The organism is Pseudomonas sp. NFACC42-2 (assembly GCF_900116055.1).
GTDB lineage: Bacteria > Pseudomonadota > Gammaproteobacteria > Pseudomonadales > Pseudomonadaceae > Aquipseudomonas > Aquipseudomonas marginalis.
The window spans coordinates 63,108-88,861 of record NZ_FOZO01000010.1; the positions used below are offsets into that span (position 1 = coordinate 63,108).

Consider the following 25,754-nt stretch of genomic DNA (forward strand, 5'->3'; position numbering starts at 1 on the left):
CCCTAGCCCACACGGTTTCGCAGCGCCGCCACGACGCTGTAGGTTTGATCTTTTACCCGCCCCGTCGGGTCTTGCAACGTCATGCGGATGCGCACACTGCGGATCAAGGACTCATCGGTCGGGATAGCGTCATAACGCACAACCCGAACTGACGACGGGCTGGCAGCCACGCCGAAACTGACATCGAAAGCCCGTACGTTATCCACCAACACAGCCTTGGCCGGCGCGGCAAGCGTGCTGACTTTCAACTGGCCCGCCTCGAAGGTGTAGGTCAGTTGCCGAATCGCAAAACGAATCTGCCCGGGAGCAGGCGCAGGTGAGCTGCCTGAATAGGCTTGGGCACCAGCAGTGCAGTCGGAGAGCACCGTCCAGTCAGGCCTGCCGCCGCCCACATCGGCAGTGACCAGCGTCAGCGACTTTGAACTGCCCCCGGTATTCCAGCTGACTGGCCTTTCAAAGGCTGGCGGGGCATTCTCGATAAAGGCCGGGGCCAAACAGCCAAACATGCCCGCCTGGCGAATATCCCGGATCATCTTGCCAAGCACAAACCGCGCATCATCCTGCAGCAACATGGCCGCCTGCTGGCTGGCGTGGGTCGCTCGGGAATTGATCAGCACCTGGCTCCCGCCAAGCACCAGCACCAAACCGACGGCCAGGGCCAGCAACAATTCCACCAGGCTGAAACCTCTAACCCGATGCCTCATTGCATCACCCCCGGCTCATTGTCGATGCGACTGGTCAGGGTGAAGGTTTCCCGCGCGCCAGGCGTGTTTGCACCCCGGCTGTCATCCCAACTGATACTGACAGTCACTTCATCTGCACTGACCGCCACAGAGCCTTTGCCGCTCTCCCCGGCAAAACCGCGAATATTGGCCTCGAAATCATGCAGGTCCACGTCACGCACGCTGGTGGTCGCGGTACTGGCCGGCGCTCGAGCGCCACGACGCAACGAGTAGTCGGCACCGGAATTGGCACGGATTCGGTCGAGCATATCGTAGGCGATGAAACTGGCCTGGCTGGTCATCCTCGAACTGTCGGTGTACTTGAGGGCGTTGAGCTGGAGCATCACTGCACCTAACAGCCCAATGGCGAGAATCAGCACCGCCACCAGCACTTCGATCAATGTCATGCCGATTTGGCACCGAGGAAAAGTCGGGAAGAAACAGGTTTTCAGGCAGGCAGGCATTACCGTCGTCATCCGTGTCGAGGGCCGAAAAAAGCAGGAAAACCCTGCTGCGCCCCCAAGACTAGCGTCGCTTTTTCGCCGGCGCCGGTTACGGAACAAAGGGAAATACTTTGGACATAAAGGCCATCATTCGACACTCCGAGCCGGACGCTATACCTATGTTTCAACCCTGTATGTACACGCGCCCACGGAGGGACGGCCTATGGAGCAACGAGGTTTCACCCTGATCGAACTGCTGCTCGGACTGATCGTGAGCGGCATCCTGGCGCATCTGGCTACGCCCAGTTTCATCGGCCTGCTGGAATCACAGCAGCGACAAAGCGCGGCGCAATCACTGACAAATGGATTTCGCTTCGCACGCACTGAAGCCATCACGCGTAACCGTGCGGTGGTCATCCACGCACTGGACGATGACTGGAGCCGGGGTTGGCGGGTCGTGCTGGATGTAAGCGGGCGTGGCCATCTGGACGACGACAACCCGGTGTTACTGGAGCGCCAGGGCAGCGGACGGGTGCCGATCGTCGGGAATGGACCGGTCAAAAGCCAGGTACGCTTCAGCGGATTGGGCGAGCCAGTATTTGCTGGGGGAGGTTTTCGTGCGGGCACTGTACATATATGCGCCGCGGACTCGGCAAACAGCCTGTACCAGGTGGTGCTGGCGCCCAGTGGGCGCATCAGCCTGCGCAGCGATAGAGCCGAACAGGCATTGTGCCGAAGTTACTCCGGCACCCTGGCATTCAGAGCAGCGAGCGAACCCGCAGCTCCTTGGGCATGGAGAAAGTGATGTTCTCTTCACGACCGGCCAACTCATCGGCGCCCGTAGCCCCCCATGCATGCAACTGCTGGATAACGCCGCGCACCAGGACTTCCGGGGCCGAAGCGCCCGCCGTGATGCCAATACGCTCGACACCATCGAACCAGCTGCGCTGCATATCTTCAGCACCGTCGATCAGGTACGCCGGTGTCGCCATGCGTTCGGCCAATTCGCGCAGGCGGTTGGAATTGGAGCTGTTAGGACTGCCGACCACCAGCACTACATCGCATTCATCGGCCAACTGTTTGACTGCATCCTGGCGGTTTTGGGTGGCGTAGCAGATGTCGTCCTTGCGTGGCCCACCAATGGCCGGGAAGCGGCTGCGCAGCGCGTCGATGACGCGGCTGGTGTCGTCCATGGACAAGGTGGTCTGGGTCACGAACGCCAAACGCTCAGGGTTGTGAACCTGCAAGCTGGCGACGTCTTTTTCGTCTTCCACAAGGTAGATGGCGCCACCATTGCTGCCGTCGTATTGGCCCATGGTGCCTTCGACTTCCGGGTGACCGGCATGGCCAATCAGGATGCATTCGCGACCATCACGGCTGTAGCGCGCGACTTCGATATGTACCTTGGTGACCAGCGGACAGGTGGCGTCGAATACTTTCAGGCCACGACCGGCCGCTTCGGTACGTACGGCCTGGGAAACACCGTGGGCGCTGAAGATAACGATAACGTCGTCCGGCACCTGCTCCAGTTCTTCGACAAAGATGGCGCCACGTGCACGCAGGTCTTCGACCACGAACTTGTTATGGACGACCTCATGGCGCACATAGATCGGCGGCCCGAAGACTTCCAGGGCGCGGTTGACGATTTCGATCGCCCGGTCCACACCGGCGCAGAAGCCACGGGGGTTGGCGAGTTTGATTTGCATGCTGTGCCTCGTGTCTGGCGCTTGGGCCAGAGTTGATGCTACTGAACTGACAATGGCGACCAAAGGCGGGAGCGGGCTTGCCCCCTCCCACATTTTAGATCGGGGCGTTGATCAAAGAGCTTTAACGTCGATGATTTCAACGTCGAACGTCAAGGTTTTACCGGCCAACGGGTGGTTGAAGTCGATGGTTACCTGCGCGTCATCGAAGGTTTTGACCACACCGGGCAGTTCGGTATTCGCCGCATCGTTGAAGATCACTAGCAGGCCTTCCGACAGGTCCATGTCCTGGAACTGCGAACGCGGGATAATCTGCAGGTTTTGCGGGTTGGGCTGGCCAAAGGCGTTTTCCGGCAGGATCTGCAGGGTGCGCTTGTCGCCAGCCTTGAAACCGAACAGTGCCGCTTCAAAACCCGGTAACAGGTTGCCGTCGCCGACCTTGAAGGTCGCCGGGGCTTTGTCGAACGTGCTGTCGACCGTGTCGCCATTCTCCAGGCGCAGTGCGAAATGCAAGGTGACTTCCGTGTTCTGGCCGATGCGTTGCTCAGCCAATACCTGATCAGTCATTGACGGTCTCTCCGGTTTTCTTACTTTTGAACATGTCCAGCGCCAGCATGATTGCACCGACGGTGATGGCGCTGTCGGCAAAATTGAACGCCGGGAAGTAATGGCGGTTCTGCCAATGCACCAGGATGAAGTCGATCACATGGCCCAGGGCAATACGGTCGTACAGGTTGCCCAGGGCGCCGCCCAGCACCAGGGCCAAGGCGATGGCCAGCCAGGTGTCATCGCGGCCCAGGCGTTTGAGCCAGACCACGAGCACCCCACTGACCACCACGGCGATCAGGGCGAACAGCCAGCGCTGCCAGCCGCCGCCGTCAGCCAGGAAGCTGAAGGCGGCGCCGGTGTTGTAGGCCAGGGTCCAGCTGAAGTAATCCGGGATCACCACGATTTGCTGGAACATTTCCAGGGAGCCCTCGAAGTGAGCCTTGCTGACCTGGTCGATGACCAGGACCAGCACGCTCAGTACGAGCCAGCCCAGGCGTCCGAAACGACTGGCTGCATTAGGCATAGTGGCGAACCTCGCCTTCACCGGAGATGTTGTCGACGCAACGACCGCAGATTTCCGGATGTTCAGGGTTCACCCCGACATCTTCACGGCAGTGCCAGCAGCGGGCGCACTTAGGGAAGGCCGACTTGACCACCTTGAGCTTGAGGCCCGGCACTTCGGTGGCCACGGCATCCGCCGGTGCCTGGGCAAACGGTGCCAGGCTCGCTGTGGAAGTGATCAACACGAAGCGCAGCTCGTTGCTCAGCTTGGTCAGGTCGGCAGTCAGGCCTTCCTCGGCAAACAGGGTGACTTCGGCCTGGAGGTTGCCACCGACGGCCTTGGCCGCACGCTGAACCTCCAGCTCCTTGTTCACCGCAACCTTGACGGCCATTACGCCTTCCCAGTACTCGCGGCCCAGTTCGAAGTCGGCCGGCAGCTCGGTCAAGCCTTCGTACCAGGTATTGAGCATGACGGACTCGTTACGCTCGCCCGGCAGGTATTCCCACAGTTCGTCGGCGGTGAAGGCCAGGATCGGTGCGATCCAGCGCACCAGCGCTTCGGAGATGTGGTACAGCGCGGTCTGCGCCGAACGGCGGGCCTTGCTGTTGGCACCGGTGGTGTACTGGCGGTCCTTGATGATGTCGAGGTAGAAACCACCCAGCTCCTGCACACAGAAGTTGTGGATCTTGGAGTACACGTTCCAGAAGCGGTATTCACCGTAGTGCTCCTGCAACTCGCGCTGCAGCAACAGGGTACGGTCCACGGCCCAACGGTCCAGGGCGAGCATTTCCTCGGTCGGCAGGAGGTCGGTGGCCGGGTTGAAACCGGTCAGGTTCGACAGCAGGAAGCGCGCGGTATTACGGATACGGCGGTAGGCATCGGCGCTACGGGCCAGGATCTGGTCCGACACGGCGATCTCGCCGGAGTAATCGGTCGACGCCACCCACAGTCGCATGATGTCGGCGCCCAAGGTGTCGTTGATCTTTTTCGGCTCGATCACGTTCTTCAGCGACTTGGACATCTTGCGGCCCGTCTCGTCGACGGTGAACCCGTGGGTCAGCAGCTCGCGGTATGGCGCGTGGTTGTCGATGGCGCAACCGGTCAGCAGCGACGAGTGGAACCAGCCCCGATGTTGGTCGGAGCCCTCCAGGTACAGGTCGGCACGCGGGCCGGTCTCGTGACCCATCGGGTGCGAGCCGCGCAGCACGTGCCAGTGGGTGGTGCCCGAGTCGAACCATACGTCCAGGGTGTCGCTGATCTTGTCGTACAGCGGTGCCTCGTCGCCCAGCAACTCGGCGGCGTCCAGCTTGAACCAGGCTTCGATGCCTTCCTGTTCGACACGCTGGGCCACCACTTCCATCAGTTCGACGGTGCGTGGGTGCAGCTCGCCGCTTTCCTTGTTGAGGAAGAACGGGATCGGCACGCCCCAGTTACGCTGGCGGGAGATGCACCAGTCCGGACGGTTGGCGATCATCGAGTGCAGGCGCGCCTGGCCCCAGGCCGGGACGAACCGGGTGTCTTCGATGGCTTTGAGCGAGCGTACACGCAGGGTATCGCCGCTGGCTGGCTCCTTGTCCATGCCGATGAACCATTGCGCGGTGGCGCGGTAGATCAGCGGGGTCTTGTGGCGCCAGCAGTGCATGTAGCTGTGCTTGATGGTGTCGGTTTGCATCAGCGCACCGACTTCACGCAGCTTGTCGATGATCGGCTGGTCGGCCTTGAAGATGAACTGGCCGCCGAAGAACTCCAGCGACGGCACATAAACACCGTTGCTTTGCACCGGGTTGATGATCTCGTCGTTGACCATGCCGTACTTCTTGCAGATCACGAAGTCGTCCACGCCATAGGCAGGCGAGCAGTGAACAATGCCCGTACCCGAACCCAGCTCGACGTAGTCAGCCAGGTACACCGGCGACAGACGGTCATAGAACGGGTGACGGAAGTTGATCAGCTCCAGCGCGGAACCGGTGGTGGTGGCGATCACCGAACCTTGCAGTTCGTAGCGCGCCAGGCACGCTTCGACCATTTCCTCGGCCAGCACCAGCAGGCGATCACCGACGTCCACCAGGGCGTAGGTGAATTCCGGGTGCACGTTCAGCGCCTGGTTGGCGGGAATGGTCCACGGGGTGGTGGTCCAGATCACGATGGCCGCGGGCTTGCTCAGGCTTGCCAGGCCAAAGGCCTCGGCCAGCTTGGCATCGTCGGCGATCGGGAAGGCCACGTCGATGGTCGAGGACTTCTTGTCTTCGTATTCGACTTCCGCTTCAGCCAGGGCCGAGCCGCAATCGAAGCACCAGTTCACGGGCTTGAGGCCCTTGAACACGAAACCGCCCTTGACGATTTCGGCCAAGGCACGGATTTCACCGGCCTCGTTCTTGAAGTTCATGGTTTTGTACGGGTTGTCCCACTCGCCCAGCACACCCAGGCGGATGAACTCGGACTTCTGCCCTTCGATCTGCTCGGCAGCGTAGGCACGGCACAGTTCGCGGGTTTTATCCGCGCCCAGGTTCTTGCCGTAGGTCACTTCGACCTTGTGTTCGATCGGCAGGCCGTGGCAGTCCCAACCCGGGACATACGGCGCATCGAAACCCGCCAGGGTTTTCGAGCGCAGGATCATGTCCTTGAGAATCTTGTTCAGCGCATGACCGATGTGAATCGTGCCGTTGGCATAAGGAGGGCCGTCGTGCAGGACGAATTTCGGACGATCCTTGCCAATTTCGCGCAACTTTCCGTACAGGCCAATACTGTCCCAGCGCTGCAGGATCTGCGGTTCGCGCTGTGGCAGGCCGGCCTTCATTGGGAAGGCGGTGTCCGGAAGGTTTAACGTGGCTTTATAGTCGGTCATTTAAGGCTCTTCGGTTAGCGATGGGCGCTAGGTGCGGCTAGTGCACGGGCGGCGGCGACATCCGCATTGATCGCCGTTTTCAACGCCTCAAGCGAGGCGAAACGCTGCTCTTCACGCAGCTTCTGGTGGAAAACCACCGTCAAACGCCGGTCATACAGATCACCGGCAAAATCCAACAGATGAACTTCCAGGTGGGCCTTGCCATCACCTGCAACCGTGGGCCTGACGCCTATGTTGGCGACTCCCGGCCACGATTGGCCGTCGATGTCGACGCTCACCAGGTAAACCCCGGTCAGCGGCACACGGCGGCGCTTGAGTTGCACGTTGGCGGTTGGCGTGCCCAGTTGGCGCGCCAGCTTCTGGCCGTGCAGAACCCGCCCGGCAATGCGGAACGGGCGACCGAGCAAACGCTCGGCCAAGGCGAAGTCGGCAGCGGCCAGGGCGTTACGCACCTGGGTGCTGCTCACGCGCAGGCCGTCCAGTTCGACGGTTTGCGCGGCTTCGACGGTAAAGCCCTGGGTGATACCGGCGTGTTGCAGGAACTCGAAATCCCCGACCCGGTCGCAGCCAAAACGGAAGTCGTCGCCGACCTCCAAATGCTGTACGCCCAGGCCGTCTACCAGTATGCGGTCGACGAACTCGGCAGCGCTGAGACTTTGCAAACGCTGGTTGAAAGCCAGGCAGAGGACGCGGTCCACGCCTTCTTCGGCCAGCAGTTGCAGCTTGTCCCGCAGACGGGCCAGACGTGCCGGTGCCGTTTCCGGGGTGAAATATTCCCGCGGCTGCGGCTCGAATATCACCACGCAGCTGGGTACGCCCAACTCGACCGCACGCTCGCGCAGCCGGGCCAGGATAGCCTGGTGGCCACGGTGAACACCGTCAAAGTTGCCAATAGTGGCGACGCAGCCCCGATGCTCAGGGCGCAGGTTGTGGAGACCTCGAACCAGCTGCATAACGCGCTTCTTGCTCATAAAGTGGTCGATTATAACCACACCCGGCCCCGGACGACAGGCAACAGCGCAGGGCAAATGGATCGAATCGATAAAACAACCGTTTTATCGCGGCAAACTCTCTAGCTCAACGACTTGCGATTGAAATCCCGCAGGCGGAAGCCTTGCAGCAGCAACATCCCGAAGTACACCACCACGCCGGCCACGACCAGCACGCCCAGGCGCATGAAGCGCTCCAGCATATGCCCCTCATCCCAGGCCGGCATGAAGTGCATCAGGCCGAGCAATACCGCCGACATCATCGCAACCGCCACCAGCAACTTGAGGGCGAACATGCCCCAGCCAGGCTGAGGCTGGAACATCTGTTGTTTGCGCAGCTGATAAAACAGCAGGCCGGCATTGATGCACGCACCGGCACTGATGGCCAGGGCCAGGCCGGCGTGGGCCAGCGGACCAATAAACACCAGGTTGAGCAGTTGCGTGACGATCAGAGTGAAGATCGCGATCTTTACCGGCGTGCGGATGTTCTGCTGGGCGTAGAAGCCAGGCGCCAGCACCTTGATCACGATGATGCCGAGCAGGCCGACGGAATAGGCCACCAGCGCATGCTGGGTCATCAACGCATCATGGGCATCGAATTGCCCGTATTGGAACAGCGACACTGTCAGCGGCTCGGCCAGGATCCCCAACGCCAGTGCGCACGGCAGCACCAGCACAAAGCACAGGCGCAGGCCCCAATCGAGGATGCGCGAGTATTCCTGGCGATCCTTGCTGGCATAGGTGCGTGCCAGCGTCGGCAGCAAAATGGTGCCGAGGGCTACGCCCAGTACGCCGGACGGCAGTTCCATGAGGCGGTCGGCGTAATACATCCACGACACCGAGCCGGATACCAGCAGCGAGGCGAACGCGGTGTTGATGATCAGGGAAATCTGGCTCACCGACACCCCAAGGATCGCCGGCAACATATTGCGCATCACGCGCCAGACGCCGGTGTCCTTGAGGTTCAGGCGCGGCAATACGAGCATGCCGATCTTTTTCAGGTGCGGCAGTTGATAGAGCAATTGCGCCAGGCCACCGGCCAGCACGGCCCAGCCAAGGGCCATGACCGGTGGATCGAAGTAAGGTGTCAGGAACAGCGCAAAGATAATCATGCTGACGTTAAGCAGCGTCGGCACGAACGCCGGCACCGAGAAACGGTTCCAGGTGTTGAGGATCGCACCGGCCAGGGATGACAGCGAGATCAGCAATATATAAGGAAAGGTCACCCGCAACAGGTCAGTGGTCAGCGCGAATTTTTCCGGCGTATTGGCAAAACCCGGCGCCGTGGCCCAGATCACCCAGGGCGCGGCGAGCATGCCGACGAGGGTCACCAGCATCAACACCAGGGTGAGCAGGCCCGAGACGTAGGCAATGAAGGTACGGGTCGCCTCCTCCCCCTGCTGGGTCTTGTACTCGGCCAGAATCGGCACGAACGCCTGGGAAAACGCGCCCTCGGCAAAGATCCGCCGCAGCAGGTTGGGCAGTTTGAACGCAATAAAGAACGCATCCGTGGCCATGCTGGCGCCAAAAATACGCGCCAGCAGGGTGTCACGCACAAACCCCAAAACCCGGGAGATCATCGTGATAGAGCTGACGGCGGCCAACGATTTGAGCAGATTCATTGAAAGAGTTTGCGCCTATAGATAAAGAGCAGGCGAACTAAGCGCCTACTTATGCGATACTGCGCGCCTGCAACAGCACAGCGCCAAAGCTCGCGAGTTTACAGGTCAAGCGCCGGAAATAAATCACCCGCCTCTTCAGATCGACCACTCAGCAGTTCGCATCAGCCGGCCTTGACAACACATCAAGTCATCGGCATGATTCGCGGCCTATTTTGTTTGCTATTTCCTAAAAAGTCTTTCGAGGAGCTCGACGGTGGCCAACACACCTTCCGCCAAAAAACGTGCAAAACAGGCTGAGAAGCGTCGCAGCCACAACGCCAGCCTGCGTTCCATGGTTCGTACCTACATCAAGAATGTAGTTAAAGCCATCGACACCAAAGACGCTGAAAAAGCTCAAGCAGCTTACGTTCTGGCTGTGCCAGTTATCGACCGTATGGCCGATAAAGGCATCATCCACAAGAACAAGGCCGCTCGTCATAAGAGCCGCCTGAATGGCCACATCAAGGCTCTGAGCGTTCCTGCTGCAGCCTAAGTGGTAGCAACTGCAACGCAACCCCGGTTGCGAAACAGTTAAGAAATGCCCCGTACCGAAAGGTCTGGGGCATTTTTGTTTGTGCCTGAAAATACACCACGATCAAAATGTGGCGGGGGTATCCGGTAGAGATTTTCAAGCGCACAAAAAAACGCCCCGAACCAGTCGGGGCGTTTTTGCTACCACTTGATCAAAACATCAATCAATGGTGATGACCGCCTTCACCGTGGACGTGACCGTGGGCCACTTCTTCCTGGGAAGCGTCGCGGATGGCAACGATCTTCACTTGGAAGTTCAGGCGCTGGCCAGCCAGAGGATGGTTGCCGTCGACGGTGACGTCGTCGCCGTCCAGGTCACGAATGGTGACGATCTGCATTTGACCGTCCGGCGCGGATGCGTGGAACTGCATGCCCACTTCCAACTCATCAACACCTTCGAACATGCTGCGGCTCAGGGTGCTGACCAGTTCGGCGGAGTATTCGCCGTAGGCATCTTCAGGTTCTACGGCAACGGTCAGCTCATCACCAACGCTCTTGCCTTCCAGAGCCTTTTCCAGGCCTGGGATGATGTTACCTGCGCCTTGCAGGTAGACCAGCGGCGCGCCGCCGGCTGAGCTGTCGATGACCTCACCAGCGTCGTTGGTCAGGGTATAGTCGATGGAGACAGCCTTGTTAGCGGCGATCGTCATGGGGCGAGACCTTTTGCATAAGAATGAAGAACGGACAAGTCTAAACAAGGATTTGCCCGAAAGCGAACAGAACCCGGACGGACGGGGCCGATCAACGGCATCCTTGGTCATCGGTTTCCATCAGGACGAGGAGGGTCACTGGGTTGCCGGGCTGTCCTGCGGCCACACCCAGCACCTGCGCCACCAGCCGCCATGGCAGTCTCGCGCCTGGGTACTCGACGCCGCGCAGCGCCTGGAAAAAATAGGCCAGCCCTTTGCCTGCGGCTGGTGTGCGCAAGCGCCCGAATAACGATAACCTTGGCGCCTGATTCCCGGTAGGCACTCAACCATAGGGCGCCACCGAAGCCATGCACCTCCAGAGAATTCGCATGCAGACTTTTTTTATCGCGCCCACCGATTTTGGTGTGGGTCTGACCTCTATCAGCCTTGGGCTGGTGCGCACCCTTGAGCGAGCCGGCCTGAAAGTCGGTTTTTTCAAGCCGATTGCCCAACCACATCCCGGCGATACCGGCCCTGAGCGCTCCACCGAGCTGGTGGCTCGCACCCATGGCCTCAAGCCGCCACAGCCGCTAGGCCTGGCTCACGTGGAACGCATGCTGGGCGACGGCCAGCTCGACGAGCTGCTCGAAGAAATCATCACCCTTTACCAGCAAGCCGCCGTGGGCAAGGACGTGCTGATCGTCGAAGGCATGGTACCGACCCGCAGCGCCAGCTATGCGGCCCGGGTCAACCTGCACCTGGCCAAGAGCCTGGATGCGGAAGTGATCCTGGTCTCGGCCCCGGAAAACGAAGTGCTCACCGAACTCTCCGGCCGCGTGGAACTGCAGGCTCAGTTGTTCGGCGGCCCGAAAGACCCGAAAGTGCTCGGCGTGATCCTGAACAAGGTGCGCACCGACGAAAGCATGGAAGCCTTCTCGGCGCGCCTCAAGGAGCATTCGCCCTTGCTGCGCAGCGGTGATTTCCGCCTGCTCGGCTGCATTCCTTACCAGCCGGAACTCAACGCGCCGCGCACCCGCGACGTGGCCGACCTGATGGGCGCGCAGATCCTCAACGCCGGCGACTACGAAACCCGGCGCATGACCAAGATCATCATCTGCGCCCGCACCATGCGTAACACCGTGGAGCTGCTCAAGCCCGGCGTGCTGGTGGTGACCCCCGGCGACCGTGACGACATCATCCTCGCCGTCAGCCTGGCCGCGATCAACGGCGTGCCCCTGGCCGGCCTGCTGCTGACCAGCGACACACTGCCCGACCCGCGCATCATGGAGCTGTGCCGCGGCGCGTTCCAGGCTGGGCTGCCGGTTTTGTCGGTAAGTACCGGTTCCTACGAGACCGCCAACCTGCTCAACAACCTCAACAAGGAAATCCCCATCGATGACCGCGAGCGCGCGGAGATCATCACCGATTTCGTCGCCAGCCACCTCGATGCGCGCTGGCTGCACCAGCGCTGCGGCACGCCACGGGAGATGCGCCTGTCACCGGCGGTATTCCGCTACCAGTTGATCCAGCGCGCCCAGGCGGCCAACAAACGCATTGTGCTGCCCGAGGGCAGCGAGCCGCTGACCGTGCAAGCCGCCGCTATCTGCCAGGCCCGGGGCATCGCGCGCTGCGTGCTGCTGGCCAAGCCGGCTGACGTGGAAGCCGTCGCGCGCGCCCAGGGCATCGAATTGCCCGAAGGCCTGGAGATTCTCGACCCGGACCTGATTCGCCAGCGCTACGTGGAGCCCATGGTTGCCCTGCGCAAGAGCAAGAGCCTGAATGCGCCGATGGCCGAGCAGCAACTGGAAGACACCGTGGTGATCGCCACCATGATGCTCGCACTGGATGAAGTGGACGGCCTGGTTTCCGGGGTTATCCACTCCACCGCCAACACCATTCGCCCGGCCCTGCAGTTGATCAAGACCGCACCGGGCTGCACCCTGGTGTCGTCGGTGTTCTTCATGCTGTTCCCCGAGCAGGTGCTGGTCTACGGCGACTGTGTGATGAACCCGCACCCCAGTGCCGCCGAACTGGCGGAAATCGCCTTGCAAAGCGCCGACTCGGCGGCTGCCTTCGGCATCACTCCGCGTGTGGCGATGATCAGCTACTCCAGCGGCGACTCGGCCAGCGGTGAGGAAGTGGAGAAAGTCCGCGAAGCCACCCTGCTCGCCCATGAACAGCAAAGCTCACTGCTGATCGACGGCCCGCTGCAATACGACGCCGCCGCCAACGAAACCGTCGCCCGCCAACTGGCCCCCGACAGCCTGGTCGCCGGCAAAGCCACCGTGTTCGTGTTCCCGGACCTGAACACCGGCAACACCACGCACAAGGCCGTGCAACGCAGCGCCGATTGCGTCAGCCTGGGGCCGATGCTCCAAGGCCTGCGCAAACCGGTCAACGACCTGCCACGGGGTGCCCAGGTCGACGACATCGTGTACACCATCGCGCTGACTGCGATCCAAGCCGCCAACCGACCTATGGATATCTAAATGCTGGATTTTCTACCTGCCGCCGTACGCGGGGTGATCGCTTCGCTGCTGTTGGCGCTGAATACGATCCTGCTGTGTTCGTTCCTGTTTATCGTGGCGCTGTTCAAGGCGCTGCCCTTCGCCAAGCGTTTCAGCGAATGGCTGATGAACCACACCCACGAAGCCTGGGTCACCAACAACAAGGGTTGGATGAACCTGGTGCGCAGCACCCGTTGGCACCTTAAAGGTCTTGAAGGCCTGGACTACCAGCACTCGTACCTGGTGACCAGCAACCACCAGAGCTGGGTCGACATCATGGTCCTGCAATACGTGCTCAATCGTCGGATTCGCCCGCTGAAATTCTTCCTCAAGCAGGAGTTGATCTGGGTGCCGGTGATTGGCCTGGCGTGGTGGGCCCTGGGCTTTCCCTTCATGAAGCGCTACACCAAGGCCTACCTGGAAAAGCACCCGGAGAAGAAAGGCAAGGACCTGGAAACCACTCGCAAGACCTGTGCGAAGTTTCGCGACAACCCGGTGGGTATTTTCAACTTTGCCGAAGGCACGCGTTTTACACCGGGCAAGCATGCGCAGCAGAAGTCGCCGTTTCGTTACCTGCTCAAGCCCAAGGCGGGTGGTATCGCGTTTGTGCTGGATGCCATGGGGGAACAGCTGAAATCACTGGTCAATGTGACCATTCACTACCCTGGCGGACGTCCTGGGTATTGGGACCTGCTGTGCGGGAATGTGAAGGAGGTTGTGGTGCAGTTTGAAGAGGTGCAGATTCCGGCCGAGTTTATCGGCAGGAATTATGAGCAGGATGGGGAGTATCGGTTGGCGTTCCAGGGGTGGATCAACCAGCTGTGGGAAACCAAGGATGCGTTGCTGGACCGACTTCACAAAGATTTTCCAGACAAATGATGAACAAAATGTGGGAGGGGGCTTGCCCCCGATAGAGGTGGATCAGTGACAGATGTACTGACTGACACACTGCTATCGGGGGCAAGCCCCCTCCCACATTTGACTGCAGCGAGATTTAGATCGCGCCGCGCTGGCGCAACAGTTCAAGCACTTGCTTGACGCTGTCTTCCAGTGACAGGGCCTGGGTATCGATTACCAGGTCGGCATTCAACGGCACGTCGTACGGGAAGGATTCGCCAGGGATGTTATCCCCACCCGCCGCGTACAAGCCCTGCGGATCACGCTCGGCACACACCTGCGGGGAGGCCTGTACGTACACGGTCAGCAGGCGGTCGCTGCCAATCAGCGCCTTGGCCTGTTCACGGCCTTCGGCATCCGGGGCGACGAATGCGGCCAGGGTCAGCAGGCCGGCTTCGTTGAACTGACGCGCCACGTGAGCGGCACGACGCCAGTTTTCGGTACGCCCGGCACGGTCCTGGGGCAAGCCCTTGTTCAGGTCGTGACGCAGGTTCTGGCCATCCAGCACGAACACCGCACGCCCCATGTCGAACAGCTTGCGCTCGACCGCATAGGCCAAGGTGCTCTTGCCCGCGCCCGACAGGCCGCTGAACAACACGGTGGCCGGTTGCTGGCCGAAACGCTGGGCGCGCTCCTCGGTGGCGACATGGGCCAACTTGCCGTGATGCGCCGCACTGCCGTGGGTGATCGGCGGTGCGATGATCATGCCCGCGCCCACGGTGCCGTTGGTCAAGCGGTCGATGACGATAAACGCACCGGTGGTGCGGTTGCTGTCATAGCCATCCAACGCGATGGCGGCGTCGAGGCTGACCTTGACCCGGCCGATCTCGTTCAACTGCAGCGAACTCGCCGGGCCTTCGGCCAGGGTGTTCACGTCCACACGGTGCACGATGCTGGTGATGGAACCCGGCACATAGCTGGTGGCGCGCTTGATGTCGTATTTCTTGCCCGGCAGCATCGGTTCTTCGGCCATCCACACCAGCATGGCGTCGAAGGCGTCGGTCACTTGCGGCACGTTGTCGGCATGCACCAGCAGGTCGCCACGGGAGATGTCGATCTCGTCTTCCATGGTCAGGGTCACGGCCTGGCCTGGGCCGGCGTGTTCCAGCTCACCTTCGAAGGTGACGATGGATTTGACGCGGCTGCTCTTACCCGACGGCAGCACCACGACTTCGTCGCCCTTGTGCACGATGCCGCTGGCCAGGGTGCCGGCGAACCCACGGAAGTTCAGGTTCGGACGGTTGACGTACTGCACCGGGAAACGCAGGTCGGTGTAGTTGCGGTCGTTGGCGATCTCTACGGTCTCGAGGATCTCCATCAGCGACTGGCCGGTGTACCAGGGCGAATGCTCGCTCTTGTTCACCACGTTGTCGCCCTTGAGCGCCGACATCGGCACGAATGCCATGGTGCTCGGCTTGAAGGCGATGCCCTCGGCGAACTTCAGGTAATCGGCCTTGATCGACTCGAACACGCTTTGGTCAAAGCCATTGATGTCCATCTTGTTGACGGCGATCACGATGTGCTTGATGCCCAGCAACGAGGCGATATAGCTGTGGCGACGGGTCTGGGTCTGCACGCCGTAGCGCGCGTCGATCAGGATGATCGCCAGGTCACAGGTGGAGGCACCGGTGGCCATGTTGCGGGTGTACTGCTCATGGCCGGGGGTGTCGGCGATGATGAATTTGCGCTTGGCGGTGGAGAAGTAGCGGTAGGCGACATCGATGGTGATGCCCTGCTCACGCTCGGCCTGCAGGCCGTCGACCAGCAACGCCAGGTCGATGTCGTCACCGGTGGTGCCGGACTTTTTCGAGTCACGGGTGATGGCTTCCAGGTGATCTTCGTAGATCATCTTGGAGTCGTGCAGCAGGCGCCCGATCAGGGTGCTCTTGCCGTCGTCGACATTGCCACAGGTCAGGAAGCGCAACATTTCCTTGCGCTCGTGCTGGCCCAGGTAGGCGAGGATGTCCTCGCTGATCAAATCAGATTGATGCGACATGACAGCCCCTTAGAAATAGCCTTGACGTTTTTTATCTTCCATCGAGCCGGCACCATCGTGGTCGATGACACGGCCCTGGCGCTCGGAAGTTCGCGTCAGGAGCATTTCCTGAATGATGTCCGTCAGCGTCTCGGCTTCGGACTCCACCGCGCCCGTCAACGGGTAGCAGCCAAGGGTACGGAAACGTACTTTCTTTTTGACGATTCGGGCTTTGTCTTCGTCGGACAAGTGCTCGAGGATGCGGTCGTCGTCGATCATGATCAACGTGCCGTTCTTCTCGATGACATCGCGTTCGGCGGCGAAGTACAGCGGCACGATCGGGATGCCTTCCAGGTAGATGTACTGCCAGATGTCCAGCTCGGTCCAGTTGGACAGCGGGAACACACGGATCGACTCACCCTTGTTGACGTTGCCGTTGTAGACGTTCCACAGCTCCGGGCGCTGGTTCTTCGGGTCCCAGCGGTGCTTGCTGTCGCGGAACGAGTACACGCGCTCTTTGGCACGGGATTTCTCTTCATCGCGACGGGCACCGCCGAAGGCGGCGTCGAAACCATGCTTGTCCAAGGCCTGCTTGAGGCCTTCGGTCTTCATGATGTCGGTGTGCTTGGCGCTGCCGTGGGTGAACGGGTTGATGCCCTGCGCCACGCCATCCGGGTTGACGTGGGTGATCAGGTCCAGGCCCAGCTCTTCGACCATTTTGTCGCGGAACTTGTACATCTCCTGGAATTTCCAGCGGGTGTCGACGTGCATCACCGGGAACGGCAGCTTGCCCGGGAAGAAGGCCTTGCGCGCCAGGTGCAGCATCACGGCGGAGTCTTTACCGATCGAGTAGAGCATCACCGGGTTATCGAACTCGGCGGCGACCTCGCGGATGATGTGGATGCTTTCCGCCTCCAGCTGTTTCAGATGCGTCAGTTTGTCGACCATGGTTACTCACGGAAAAACGATCTTATGGACGGCCAGCGGGCCGTGTTAGAGCGGGGCATGCTAGCACAGCACCTTCTTCTATTCAGGGCGCCAGCTAGATCGAAACGGTATATCAATATGCCCCAAGGTTTGGCCATCAAATCGGGTTGGGGCAATCGATGAACAGATGCTCCAGGGCGAAGCGCCGCGCCAGGTAATCACCCAGCGCCTGTACGCCGTAGCGCTCGGTGGCGTGGTGGCCGGCGGCGATAAAGCTGATGTCGTTTTCCCGGGCGCTGTGGAAGGTTTGCTCGGAGGCTTCACCGCTCAGGAACAGGTCGACGCCCGCGGCGATAGCGTTGTCGATGTAACCCTGGCCGCCACCGGTGCACCAGCCGACGCGGCGGATCATCTGGCTGCCTTCGATCAGCAGCGGCTCGCGGCCCATCACGTCCTGCACACGCCGGGCGAAGTCGCGGGGTGACAGCGGTTCGACGAGCGAGCCGACCAGGCCGACGATCCTGGGGTTGCTCGGGTCCAGCGGGCCTTCGACGGTGATGTCCAGCTGTCGGGCGAGTTGCACGTTGTTGCCAACGTCGGGGTGCAGGTCCAGTGGCAGGTGGTAGGCCAACAGGCTGATGTCGTGCTTGAGCAGGGTTTTCAGGCGGCGTTGCTTCATGCCGGTGATACAGGGGTTTTCGCCTTTCCAGAAATAACCGTGATGCACCAGGATCAAATCGGCCTGGGCTTCGACGGCCGCGTCCAGCAGGGCCTGGCTGGCGGTCACGCCGCTGACGATGCGCATCACTTGCGGCCGCCCCTCGACCTGCAGGCCATTGGGGCAGTAATCGGCAATCTTTGCGCTGCCGAGGTAGCGGTCCGCTTCCTCGACGAGGGTGGTAAGGGGGACGGCCATAAAAGACTCCTAAATATCCCGTTCCGAGGCGCTCGCAGCCTCGTATAATGCGCGACATTATGGGCGCTCTCCCGCCCCCTGCAACCTGTCAGGACTTACTTGATGCTCAAGGCACTGCGTTTTTTTGGATGGCCATTGCTGGCTGGCGTGCTGATCGCGATGCTGATTATTCAGCGTTATCCCCAGTGGGTGGGCTTGCCCAGCCTTGATGTGAACCTGCAACAGGCGCCCCAGACCAGCTCGGTGGTGCAAGGCCCGGTGACTTACGCGGACGCGGTGGTCATCGCCGCTCCCGCGGTGGTCAACCTGTACACCACCAAGGTCATCAACAAGCCGGCCCATCCGTTGTTTGAAGACCCGCAGTTCCGCCGTTATTTCGGTGACAACGGGCCCAAACAGCGCCGCATGGAGTCCAGCCTGGGTTCCGGGGTGATCATGAGCCCCGAAGGCTACATCCTCACCAATAACCACGTGACTACCGGCGCCGACCAGATTGTGGTGGCCCTGCGTGACGGCCGCGAAACCCTCGCCCGTGTGGTGGGCAGCGACCCGGAAACCGACCTCGCGGTCCTGAAGATCGATCTGAAAAGCCTGCCTTCCATCACCCTCGGCCGCTCCGATGGGCTGCGGGTGGGTGATGTGGCACTGGCCATCGGCAACCCGTTCGGGGTGGGCCAGACGGTGACCATGGGCATCATCAGCGCCACCGGACGGAACCAGCTGGGGCTGAACAGCTACGAGGACTTTATCCAGACTGATGCGGCGATCAACCCGGGCAACTCCGGCGGCGCACTGGTGGATGCCAATGGCAACCTGACCGGCATCAACACGGCGATTTTCTCCAAGTCCGGCGGCTCCCAGGGCATCGGCTTTGCGATCCCGGTGAAGCTGGCGATGGAAGTGATGAAGTCGATCATCGAGCACGGCCAGGTAATTCGCGGCTGGCTGGGGATCGAAGTACAGCCGTTGACCAAGGAACTGGCCGAGTCGTTCGGCCTGACCGGGCGCCCAGGCATCGTGGTTGCCGGGATTTTCCGCGATGGCCCGGCGCAGAAAGCCGGCCTGCAACTGGGGGATGTGATCCTCAGCATCAACGGCGAACCGGCCGGCGATGGGCGCAAGTCGATGAACCAGGTGGCGCGGATCAAGCCGACCGACAAGGTGGCGATCCAGGTGATGCGCAACGGTAAAGAGATCAAGCTGCTGGCGGAGATCGGCCTGCGTCCACCCCCTGCACCGGTCAAGGAAGAGGAATAAACCACCTCGCCAGGTACCCGTTCGCGGGTACCTGTAAGCTCATATTTCAAAGCGAATCCATTCTCATCAGTCATGTTATATTGTTTCAATATCGCTATTGGAACGCTCTATCATGCCGTCTCGAACGTTTGTCCCCTTGGCTGGCCTAGCCTTGGGTTTTCTGCTGGATCCCGCCTTTGCCGAAGACAATACCGTTGAGCTGGAGAGCATCAGCGTCACCACCGACGCCTATGAATCCGCCACCGGCCCGGTCAAAGGCTACCGTGCCACCCGCTCTGCCAGCGCGACTAAAACCGATACCGCCCTGCGCGACATCCCACAATCCATCAGTGTGATTCCCGCCTCGGTACTCACGGACCTGGGCAGCACCAACGTGGAACGCGCCCTGGAGTTTGCCGGCGGCGTGTCCAAGCAGAACAACTTTGGCGGCCTCACCCTCTACGAATACAGCGTGCGCGGCTTCACCACGTCGGAGTTCTACCAGGACGGTTTCAGCGCCAACCGCGGCTACCCGAGCACGCCGGACGCGGCCAATATCGAGCGCATCGAAGTACTCAAGGGCCCCGCCGCCAGCCTGTACGGCCGCGGTGATCCCGGTGGCACGGTGAATATCGTCACCAAAAAGCCCCAGCCCGAAGCCTTCACCACCGTGCAAACCAGCGCGGGCAGTTGGGACCGTTATCGCACTGCCGTCGATATCAATACGCCGCTGGACAGCGAGGGCGACCTGCTGTCGCGGGTCAACCTGGCAGTGGAGGACAACAACAGTTTCCGCGATCACGTCGAGAGCAAGCGCGTATTCGTCGCGCCCTCATTCAGCTGGCAGCTGGACCCGGACACCCACCTGCTGGTAGAAAGCGAATTCGTACGCCACAGCTCCACCTTCGACCGGGGCATCGTCGATGCCCCAGGCGTATCACGCTCCACCTTCCTCGGCGAACCCAACGACGGCGATATCGACAACCACAACAACCGCATCCAGGCGACCCTCGAGCATCATCTCAACGACGCCTGGAAACTGCGCCTGGCCAGCCACTACAAGCAAGGCAGCCTGTGGGGCGACGCCTCGGAAAACCGCGCGCTGAACGCCGACGGCCACACCCTCAACCGCCGTTACCGCGAACGTTCCATGGGTTGGCACGACAGCATCACCCAACTGGAACTGCGCGGTCTGTTCGACCTTGGCAGTTGGCAGCATGAATTGCTGGTCGGCACCGAATACGAGGACTACCGCAAGAAGGAGCGCGTCACCGCCATTGCCGGCAGCCCCTACGCCATCGACCTCTACAACCCGGTCTACGGCCAGCCCAAACCCAATGGCGCACGTTCCGGCACCGACTTCTTCGAACAGACCAAAAGCCAGGCGCTGAACCTACAAGACCAGATCATCTTCACCGACCGCTTGCGCGGCATGGTCGGCGCGCGCTTCGAGCATTTCGAACAGAGCACCGACGACTTCACCCGCAACCACGCCAAGAGTCGGCAAACCCACGACGCACTTACCCAGCGCGCCGGCCTGCTGTATCAACTGACACCAGAGGTTGGCGTATTCGCCAACGCCTCCACTTCGTTCAAGCCCAACAGCGGCCTGGACGCCAGCGGTAACACCTTCAAGCCCGAAGAAGGCGTGGGCTACGAGGTGGGGATCAAGAGCGAGCTGTTCGACGACCGCCTCAGCACCACCCTCGCCGCCTTCCATATCGAAAAGGAAAACGTGCTGGCCCTGGACCCGGCCACCAATACCAACCGCGCCATGGGCAAGGCACGCAGCCAGGGCTTCGACCTGCAACTGACAGGACAACTGACCGATGCCGTACGCGTGATCGGCGCGCTTGCCTACATCGACGCCGAAGTGACCAAGGGTGATAAAGCCATTCCTGCGGGCAGCCGCATCCTCGGCGTAGCCAAGCGCAGCGGCAGCCTGTTGGGGGTGTATGAATTCCAGGACGGCGCGCTGCGCGGTTCAGACCTGGGCGCGGCGTTCACCTATGTGGGGGATCGCTCGGGTGAAGCGGGCAGCCGCTTTGAATTGCCCGCCTACCACACCGTCGACTTGCTGGCCCATTACAAGGCCACGCAGAGCGTCACCGTGGGCCTGAATCTCAACAACCTGTTTGATGAAAAGTACTACGAGCGGTCCTACAGCAATTACTGGGTCAATCCCGGCGAACCGCGCAACCTCACCGTCAGCCTGACCCTCAACCTGTAACACAATCAAAAACGTGAGAGGGGTTAAGCCCCTCTCACAGTTGGATGACGTGATTACAGCGAAAGCGGGGCTCTTTCACACAAGGTATTGAGCGCCGCCGCCCACTGCGGATCGTCATTCAAACACGGCACCAGCACCAACTCCTCACCGCCCGCCTCGCGGAATTGCTCCCGACCACGATCACCGATTTCTTCCAGGGTCTCGATGCAGTCGGCAACAAACGCCGGGCACATCACCAGCAGCTTTTTCACCCCTTGACGGGCCAGCGCTTCCAGGCGTGCCTCGGTGTAGGGTTCGATCCACTTCGCACGGCCCAGGCGCGACTGGAACGCCACTGACCATTTGTCGTTGGGCAAGCCCAGGCGCGCGGCGAAGTCGCGGGCAACGCTGAAGCATTGCGCGCGGTAGCAGGTCGCGAGCACCTCAGGCGAGGCGTTCCTGCAGCAGTCCGCATCCTTGAAGCAATGCTGGCCGGTCGGGTCGAGCTTGGTCAGATGGCGCTCGGGCAAGCCGTGGAAGCTCAGCAGCAAGTGGTCGTAATGCGCGTCTATATAAGGTCGGGCGCTGGCGGCCAACGCGTCGAGGTATTCCGCCTGATCATAGAATGGCTGCAGGATCGAGAACTGTACGTTGAGCTTTTTGTCACGCACCACGCGCCTAGCTTCTTCAATCACCGTGGTCACGGTGCTGTCGGCAAATTGCGGGTACAAGGGCGCCAAGGTGACCTTTTGAATACCTTGGGCGGCCAACCGCGTGAGGGTCGTTTCCAGGGAAGGCTCGCCATAACGCATCGCCAACTCCACTGGCCCCTGGGTCCATTGCGCGGTCATCTGCTGTTGCAGGCGACGGCTGAGCACCACCAGCGGCGAGCCCTCGTCCCACCAGATCGAGGCGTAAGCGTGGGCCGATTGCTCGGGGCGCTTGATCAGGATCAGCGACACCAGCAAGCGCCGCACCGGCCACGGCAGATCGATGACATAAGGGTCCATCAGGAACTGATTGAGGTAGCTGCGCACATCGGCCACCGAAGTGGACGCCGGTGAACCCAGGTTGACCAGTAACAACGCGTGATCCGTCATGCAACATCCTATCTCTTAGCGGCGGCTGGAAACGTCGTCCAAGGCCGCACGCAACTCAGTGAACTGGAAAGTGAAACCGGCCGCCAGCAGGCGTTCGGGCATTGCTTTCTGGCCGCCCAGCAACAAGCCGGACAACTCGCCCAAACCCACCTTCAACGCAAAGGCCGGCATCGGCATGAACGCCGGGCGGTGCAGCGCCTGGCCCAATGTCTTGGCGAACTCGCGGTTACGCACTGGGTGCGGCGCGCAGGCATTATAAGGACCGCTGGCGTCATCCTTGTGCAGAAGAAAATCAATCAGGGCGATTTGATCCTTGATATGAACCCACGGCATCCACTGCCGCCCGTTGCCGATAGGCCCGCCCAGCCCGAGTTTGAACGGCAGCAACAGGCGCGACAAAAAGCCGCCCTCGGCCGCCAGTACCAGGCCGGTGCGCACCAGCACCACGCGGATGCCCATCGCTTCGGCACGTTGGGCGGTTTCTTCCCAGGCGATGCACAGTTGGCTGGGAAAATCGTCCTGTACCGGCCCGCTGGCTTCGGTCAGTTCGCGCTCGCCACCGTCGCCGTACCAGCCCACCGCCGAACCGGAAACCAGCACCGCCGGCTTCTGCGCCTGGCTTTCGAGCCAGGCCAGCAGGGTTTCGGTCAAGCCGATGCGGCTGCTCCAGAGCAGCGCCTTGCGTTTGTGGGTCCAGGGACGGTCAGCAATCGGCGCACCCGCCAGGTTGACCACCGCGTCTACCGCGCCAATCACCTCCTCCAGACGACTCACGCCCAGCACCGTTGCACCGCACAACCGTGCGACGTCCTCAGGATGGCGGCTCCACACCGTCAGGCGATGACCTTGGGCAATCCAGTGTTGGCAGAGTTGACGACCGATCAGGCCGGTACCGCCGGTCAGCAAAATATGCATGGGACGCTCCTCATGTAACGTTCGCCGCCGATCACTAGTCTATTTTATAAGCAGGGATCAATTTGTAATCGAGCGTGACTTTTGTTTAAGCCTCATGCTTAACCATAGGTCACGCCAAGCGATCAGGTACGCCAAAACTTATACCAAAAAATAATATTGTACAGCTATTGGTGTCGGCGTAGCCTGTACCCAACGGTAAAACGAGGCCTCCCATGACTGTCCCCATCGCGATCATCGGCACCGGCATCGCCGGTCTCTCCGCCGCCCGAGCGTTACAAGACGCCGGGCACGTTGTACAACTCTTCGATAAAAGCCGCGGCAGCGGCGGTCGCATGTCCAGCAAACGCAGCGACGCCGGCGCACTGGACATGGGCGCCCAATACTTCACCGCCCGCGACCGACGCTTCGTCAACGAAGTGCAGCGCTGGCAAAGCAACGGCTGGGCCGAGCAATGGAAGCCCCAGCTGTACAACTTCAAGTCCGGCCAACTCACGCCCTCCCCCGATGAACAGATCCGCTGGGTCGGCACGCCGCGCATGAGCGCCATCACCCGCGCCCTGCTAGATGACCTGCCGGTGGAGTTCGGCTGCCGGATCACCGAGGTGTTCCAAGGCAAACAACACTGGAACCTGTTGGATGCCGACGGCGAAAACCACGGCCCGTTCAGCCATGTGATCATCGCCACGCCCGCCCCCCAGGCCACGGCCCTGCTGGCGGCAGCGCCCAAATTGGCGAGTGCCGCCGCCGGCGTGAAGATGGACCCGACCTGGGCCATTGCCCTGGCCTTCGACAAGCCCCTGGATACCCCCATGGAAGGCTGCTTCGTGCAAGACAGCCCGCTGGACTGGCTGGCGCGCAACCGCAGCAAGCCCGGGCGCGATACGACCCTCGACACCTGGGTGCTGCATGCCACCAGCACCTGGAGCAAGGCCCACCTGGACCTGTCCAAGGACGCGGTGATCGAACACCTGCACGGCGCCTTCGCCGAATTGCTGCACAGCGCCATGCCCGCACCGTCCTTCAGCCTGGCCCACCGCTGGCTCTACGCACGGCCGTCAGCCGCCCATGAGTTCGGGGTGCTGGCCGACGCCGACCTGGGCCTGTACGTGTGTGGCGACTGGTGCCTCTCGGGGCGCGTGGAAGGGGCGTGGCTCAGTGGCCAGGAAGCCGCGCGACGGTTGATCGAGCACCTGCAATGAACCGCATCAACCCGGCCAAATTGCTGCTGTCGAAGTGGACGGCAGCCCGGCCCCGCAACAAGGAAAAACACTTTCTGGTGACCGAACTGTTTCGTGACGAAGACGGCACAGTGCTGGAAATCGAGTTGCAAGCCGTGATGACCCTGCGCGCCCAGCGCCTGGCCTGGCAAACCCTGCAAAATGCCGAGGCTTGGCAAATCGGCTGGAAATAGCCCCGCGCAAATACTTGTACAAAATATTTGACTTGTACAGCATCAAACCTATGATGAGATTTAGTTGTACAGATTTCAGATCTTGTACAGGAATCTTGCAGAGGTTTGGCCATGCCCAGCACACCGTCCATCAAGCCGAAGATTGGCATCAGCGCCTGCCTGCTGGGCGAAAACGTGCGTTTCAATGGCGGTCACAAGCAATCCCAGCTATGCAGCGAGGTCCTCGCCGAGTACTTCGACTTCGTGCCGCTGTGCCCGGAAGTGGCGATCGGCCTGGGTATCCCCCGTGAAACCATTCGCCTGGTGGGCGATGCCGAACAGCCCCAGGCCGTCGGCACCGTACACCGCGAGCTGAACGTCACTGCGCCGCTGGACGCATACGGCCGCAAAATGGCCGCCGAACACACCGACCTGTGCGGCTACATCTTCATGCAGAAGTCGCCGTCCTGCGGCCTGGAACGCGTCAAGGTCTACCGTGAAAACGGAGCGCCGGTGGAGGGCGGCGGGCGTGGCATTTACGCCCAGGCGTTCTGCGCGCGCCACCCGAACCTGCCTGTGGAAGAAGATGGCCGCCTGAATGACCCGGTACTGCGGGAAAACTTCCTGACCCGCGTCTTCGTCTACGCCAGTTGGCAGCAACTGCTGGCCGAGGGCCTGACCCGCCACCGCCTGCTGGCTTTTCACGCGCGCTACAAGTATTTGCTGATGGCCCACAGCCTGATGCATTACAAGAGCCTGGGCCACCGTCTCGGCAGCATGGCCAAGGACGTCAACCTCGACGAGTTGGGCGCCTGCTATTTCAGCGACTTGATGACCGGCCTGAAAAAGTGCGCTACCCGCGGCACCCACACCAATGTGCTGCAACACATCAGCGGCTACCTCAAGCAGACCATTAGCGCCGATGACAAACAGGAAATGCAGACGGTCATCGGCCAGTACCACCAGGGCATCGTGCCGCTGGTGGTGCCGTTGACCCTGCTCAAGCATCACTTTCGCCAACACCCGGACCGCTACATCGCGCAACAGGCCTACTTGCAGCCGCACCCGGAAAATCTCAGCCTGCGGAATGCGATCTAAACCATGAAAA

The 25,754-nt window shown here is 61.1% G+C and carries 24 protein-coding genes; 10 read left to right on the plus strand and 14 right to left on the minus strand.

Annotated features, from left to right (window positions below):
• Nucleotides 1-2: 2 nt before the first annotated feature.
• Nucleotides 3-704, minus strand: a complete 702-nt coding sequence (locus BM416_RS18785) for a prepilin-type N-terminal cleavage/methylation domain-containing protein (protein WP_092489010.1) — start codon at nt 702-704, stop codon at nt 3-5.
• On the minus strand, nt 701-1,186 hold the full coding sequence (pilV, locus tag BM416_RS18790) for a type IV pilus modification protein PilV (protein WP_092489011.1): 486 nt from the start codon (nt 1,184-1,186) through the stop codon (nt 701-703). Before pilV ends, BM416_RS18785 begins: the two co-directional genes overlap by 4 nt.
• 202 nt (nt 1,187-1,388) lie before the next feature.
• Between pilV and BM416_RS18795 the strand changes: the two genes are divergently transcribed.
• A complete protein-coding gene (locus tag BM416_RS18795) occupies nt 1,389-1,970 on the plus strand; it encodes a GspH/FimT family pseudopilin (protein WP_092489012.1) in 582 nt (193 codons plus the stop codon).
• Here BM416_RS18795 and ispH read toward each other — a convergent pair.
• The 6 genes from ispH to murJ form a co-directional block, all read right to left on the minus strand.
• Nucleotides 1,924-2,871, minus strand: a complete 948-nt coding sequence (gene ispH / locus BM416_RS18800; RefSeq protein ID WP_027606852.1) for a 4-hydroxy-3-methylbut-2-enyl diphosphate reductase — start codon at nt 2,869-2,871, stop codon at nt 1,924-1,926. The two genes, BM416_RS18795 and ispH, sit on opposite strands and share 47 nt — an antisense overlap.
• A gap of 111 nt (nt 2,872-2,982) precedes the next feature.
• A complete protein-coding gene (fkpB, locus tag BM416_RS18805; RefSeq protein WP_175472328.1) occupies nt 2,983-3,420 on the minus strand; it encodes an FKBP-type peptidyl-prolyl cis-trans isomerase in 438 nt (145 codons plus the stop codon).
• 7 nt (nt 3,421-3,427) lie between these two features.
• Nucleotides 3,428-3,940, minus strand: coding sequence for a signal peptidase II (gene lspA, locus BM416_RS18810; RefSeq protein WP_065948459.1), 513 nt, complete (start codon nt 3,938-3,940; stop codon nt 3,428-3,430).
• Nucleotides 3,933-6,764: an isoleucine--tRNA ligase gene (ileS, locus tag BM416_RS18815; RefSeq protein ID WP_092489013.1), complete on the minus strand. Its 2,832-nt coding sequence runs from the start codon at nt 6,762-6,764 to the stop codon at nt 3,933-3,935. Before ileS ends, lspA begins: the two co-directional genes overlap by 8 nt.
• A 14-nt stretch (nt 6,765-6,778) precedes the next feature.
• Nucleotides 6,779-7,717, minus strand: coding sequence for a bifunctional riboflavin kinase/FAD synthetase (gene ribF, locus BM416_RS18820; protein ID WP_065924072.1), 939 nt, complete (start codon nt 7,715-7,717; stop codon nt 6,779-6,781).
• Between the two features lie 119 nt (nt 7,718-7,836).
• Complete coding sequence (murJ, locus tag BM416_RS18825) at nt 7,837-9,375, minus strand: murein biosynthesis integral membrane protein MurJ (protein WP_092358832.1); 1,539 nt, start codon at nt 9,373-9,375, stop codon at nt 7,837-7,839.
• 253 nt (nt 9,376-9,628) lie between these two features.
• Here murJ and rpsT point away from each other — a divergent pair, with 253 nt between their 5' ends.
• Nucleotides 9,629-9,907, plus strand: coding sequence for a 30S ribosomal protein S20 (rpsT, locus tag BM416_RS18835; protein ID WP_003188401.1), 279 nt, complete (start codon nt 9,629-9,631; stop codon nt 9,905-9,907).
• Between the two features lie 202 nt (nt 9,908-10,109).
• Here rpsT and BM416_RS18840 read toward each other — a convergent pair whose 3' ends face one another.
• Complete coding sequence (locus tag BM416_RS18840) at nt 10,110-10,595, minus strand: FKBP-type peptidyl-prolyl cis-trans isomerase (protein ID WP_027606858.1); 486 nt, start codon at nt 10,593-10,595, stop codon at nt 10,110-10,112.
• Here BM416_RS18840 and BM416_RS18845 point away from each other — a divergent pair.
• The 3 genes from BM416_RS18845 to BM416_RS18855 all read left to right on the plus strand — a co-directional run bounded on the left by BM416_RS18845 (nt 10,594) and on the right by BM416_RS18855 (nt 13,960).
• Complete coding sequence (locus tag BM416_RS18845; RefSeq protein ID WP_313904232.1) at nt 10,594-10,884, plus strand: DUF3565 domain-containing protein; 291 nt, start codon at nt 10,594-10,596, stop codon at nt 10,882-10,884. The two genes, BM416_RS18840 and BM416_RS18845, sit on opposite strands and share 2 nt — an antisense overlap.
• Nucleotides 10,885-10,963: 79 nt before the next feature.
• Nucleotides 10,964-13,063, plus strand: a complete 2,100-nt coding sequence (gene pta, locus BM416_RS18850) for a phosphate acetyltransferase (RefSeq protein WP_027606860.1) — start codon at nt 10,964-10,966, stop codon at nt 13,061-13,063.
• A complete protein-coding gene (locus BM416_RS18855; RefSeq protein ID WP_092489016.1) occupies nt 13,064-13,960 on the plus strand; it encodes an acyltransferase in 897 nt (298 codons plus the stop codon). It begins immediately after the preceding gene.
• Between the two features lie 115 nt (nt 13,961-14,075).
• Here the strand turns inward: BM416_RS18855 and cysN are convergent, their stop codons facing one another.
• The 3 genes from cysN to BM416_RS18870 all read right to left on the minus strand — a co-directional run bounded on the left by cysN (nt 14,076) and on the right by BM416_RS18870 (nt 17,796).
• Complete coding sequence (gene cysN, locus BM416_RS18860) at nt 14,076-15,974, minus strand: sulfate adenylyltransferase subunit CysN (RefSeq protein ID WP_092489017.1); 1,899 nt, start codon at nt 15,972-15,974, stop codon at nt 14,076-14,078.
• Nucleotides 15,975-15,983: 9 nt separating this feature from the next.
• On the minus strand, nt 15,984-16,901 hold the full coding sequence (gene cysD / locus BM416_RS18865; protein WP_017137614.1) for a sulfate adenylyltransferase subunit CysD: 918 nt from the start codon (nt 16,899-16,901) through the stop codon (nt 15,984-15,986).
• A 136-nt stretch (nt 16,902-17,037) separates the two neighbouring features.
• Nucleotides 17,038-17,796, minus strand: a complete 759-nt coding sequence (locus BM416_RS18870; RefSeq protein WP_092489018.1) for a Nif3-like dinuclear metal center hexameric protein — start codon at nt 17,794-17,796, stop codon at nt 17,038-17,040.
• A gap of 102 nt (nt 17,797-17,898) precedes the next feature.
• Here BM416_RS18870 and algW point away from each other — a divergent pair, with 102 nt between their 5' ends.
• On the plus strand, nt 17,899-19,053 hold the full coding sequence (gene algW / locus BM416_RS18875; protein WP_027606864.1) for a Do family serine endopeptidase AlgW: 1,155 nt from the start codon (nt 17,899-17,901) through the stop codon (nt 19,051-19,053).
• Nucleotides 19,054-19,165: 112 nt separating this feature from the next.
• The gene (locus BM416_RS18880) at nt 19,166-21,262 is read left to right on the plus strand and encodes a TonB-dependent siderophore receptor (RefSeq protein ID WP_092489019.1); all 2,097 of its coding nucleotides are present in this window, start codon (nt 19,166-19,168) and stop codon (nt 21,260-21,262) included.
• Nucleotides 21,263-21,315: 53 nt separating this feature from the next.
• On the opposite strand, the gene hemH is transcribed toward BM416_RS18880, so the two are convergent.
• Nucleotides 21,316-22,341 (minus strand): ferrochelatase, encoded by a 1,026-nt coding sequence (gene hemH, locus BM416_RS18885; RefSeq protein WP_092489020.1) that lies wholly within the window; start codon nt 22,339-22,341, stop codon nt 21,316-21,318.
• A gap of 15 nt (nt 22,342-22,356) precedes the next feature.
• Nucleotides 22,357-23,256, minus strand: a complete 900-nt coding sequence (locus BM416_RS18890) for a TIGR01777 family oxidoreductase (protein ID WP_092489021.1) — start codon at nt 23,254-23,256, stop codon at nt 22,357-22,359.
• A 212-nt stretch (nt 23,257-23,468) separates the two neighbouring features.
• On the opposite strand from BM416_RS18890, the gene BM416_RS18895 reads away from it, so the two are divergent.
• The 3 genes from BM416_RS18895 to BM416_RS18905 all read left to right on the plus strand — a co-directional run bounded on the left by BM416_RS18895 (nt 23,469) and on the right by BM416_RS18905 (nt 25,744).
• On the plus strand, nt 23,469-24,455 hold the full coding sequence (locus tag BM416_RS18895; RefSeq protein ID WP_027606868.1) for an NAD(P)/FAD-dependent oxidoreductase: 987 nt from the start codon (nt 23,469-23,471) through the stop codon (nt 24,453-24,455).
• The gene (locus BM416_RS18900; RefSeq protein WP_027606869.1) at nt 24,452-24,667 is read left to right on the plus strand and encodes a TIGR02450 family Trp-rich protein; all 216 of its coding nucleotides are present in this window, start codon (nt 24,452-24,454) and stop codon (nt 24,665-24,667) included. Before BM416_RS18895 ends, BM416_RS18900 begins: the two co-directional genes overlap by 4 nt.
• 111 nt (nt 24,668-24,778) lie before the next feature.
• Complete coding sequence (locus BM416_RS18905) at nt 24,779-25,744, plus strand: YbgA family protein (protein ID WP_092489022.1); 966 nt, start codon at nt 24,779-24,781, stop codon at nt 25,742-25,744.
• Nucleotides 25,745-25,754 lie beyond the last annotated feature (10 nt).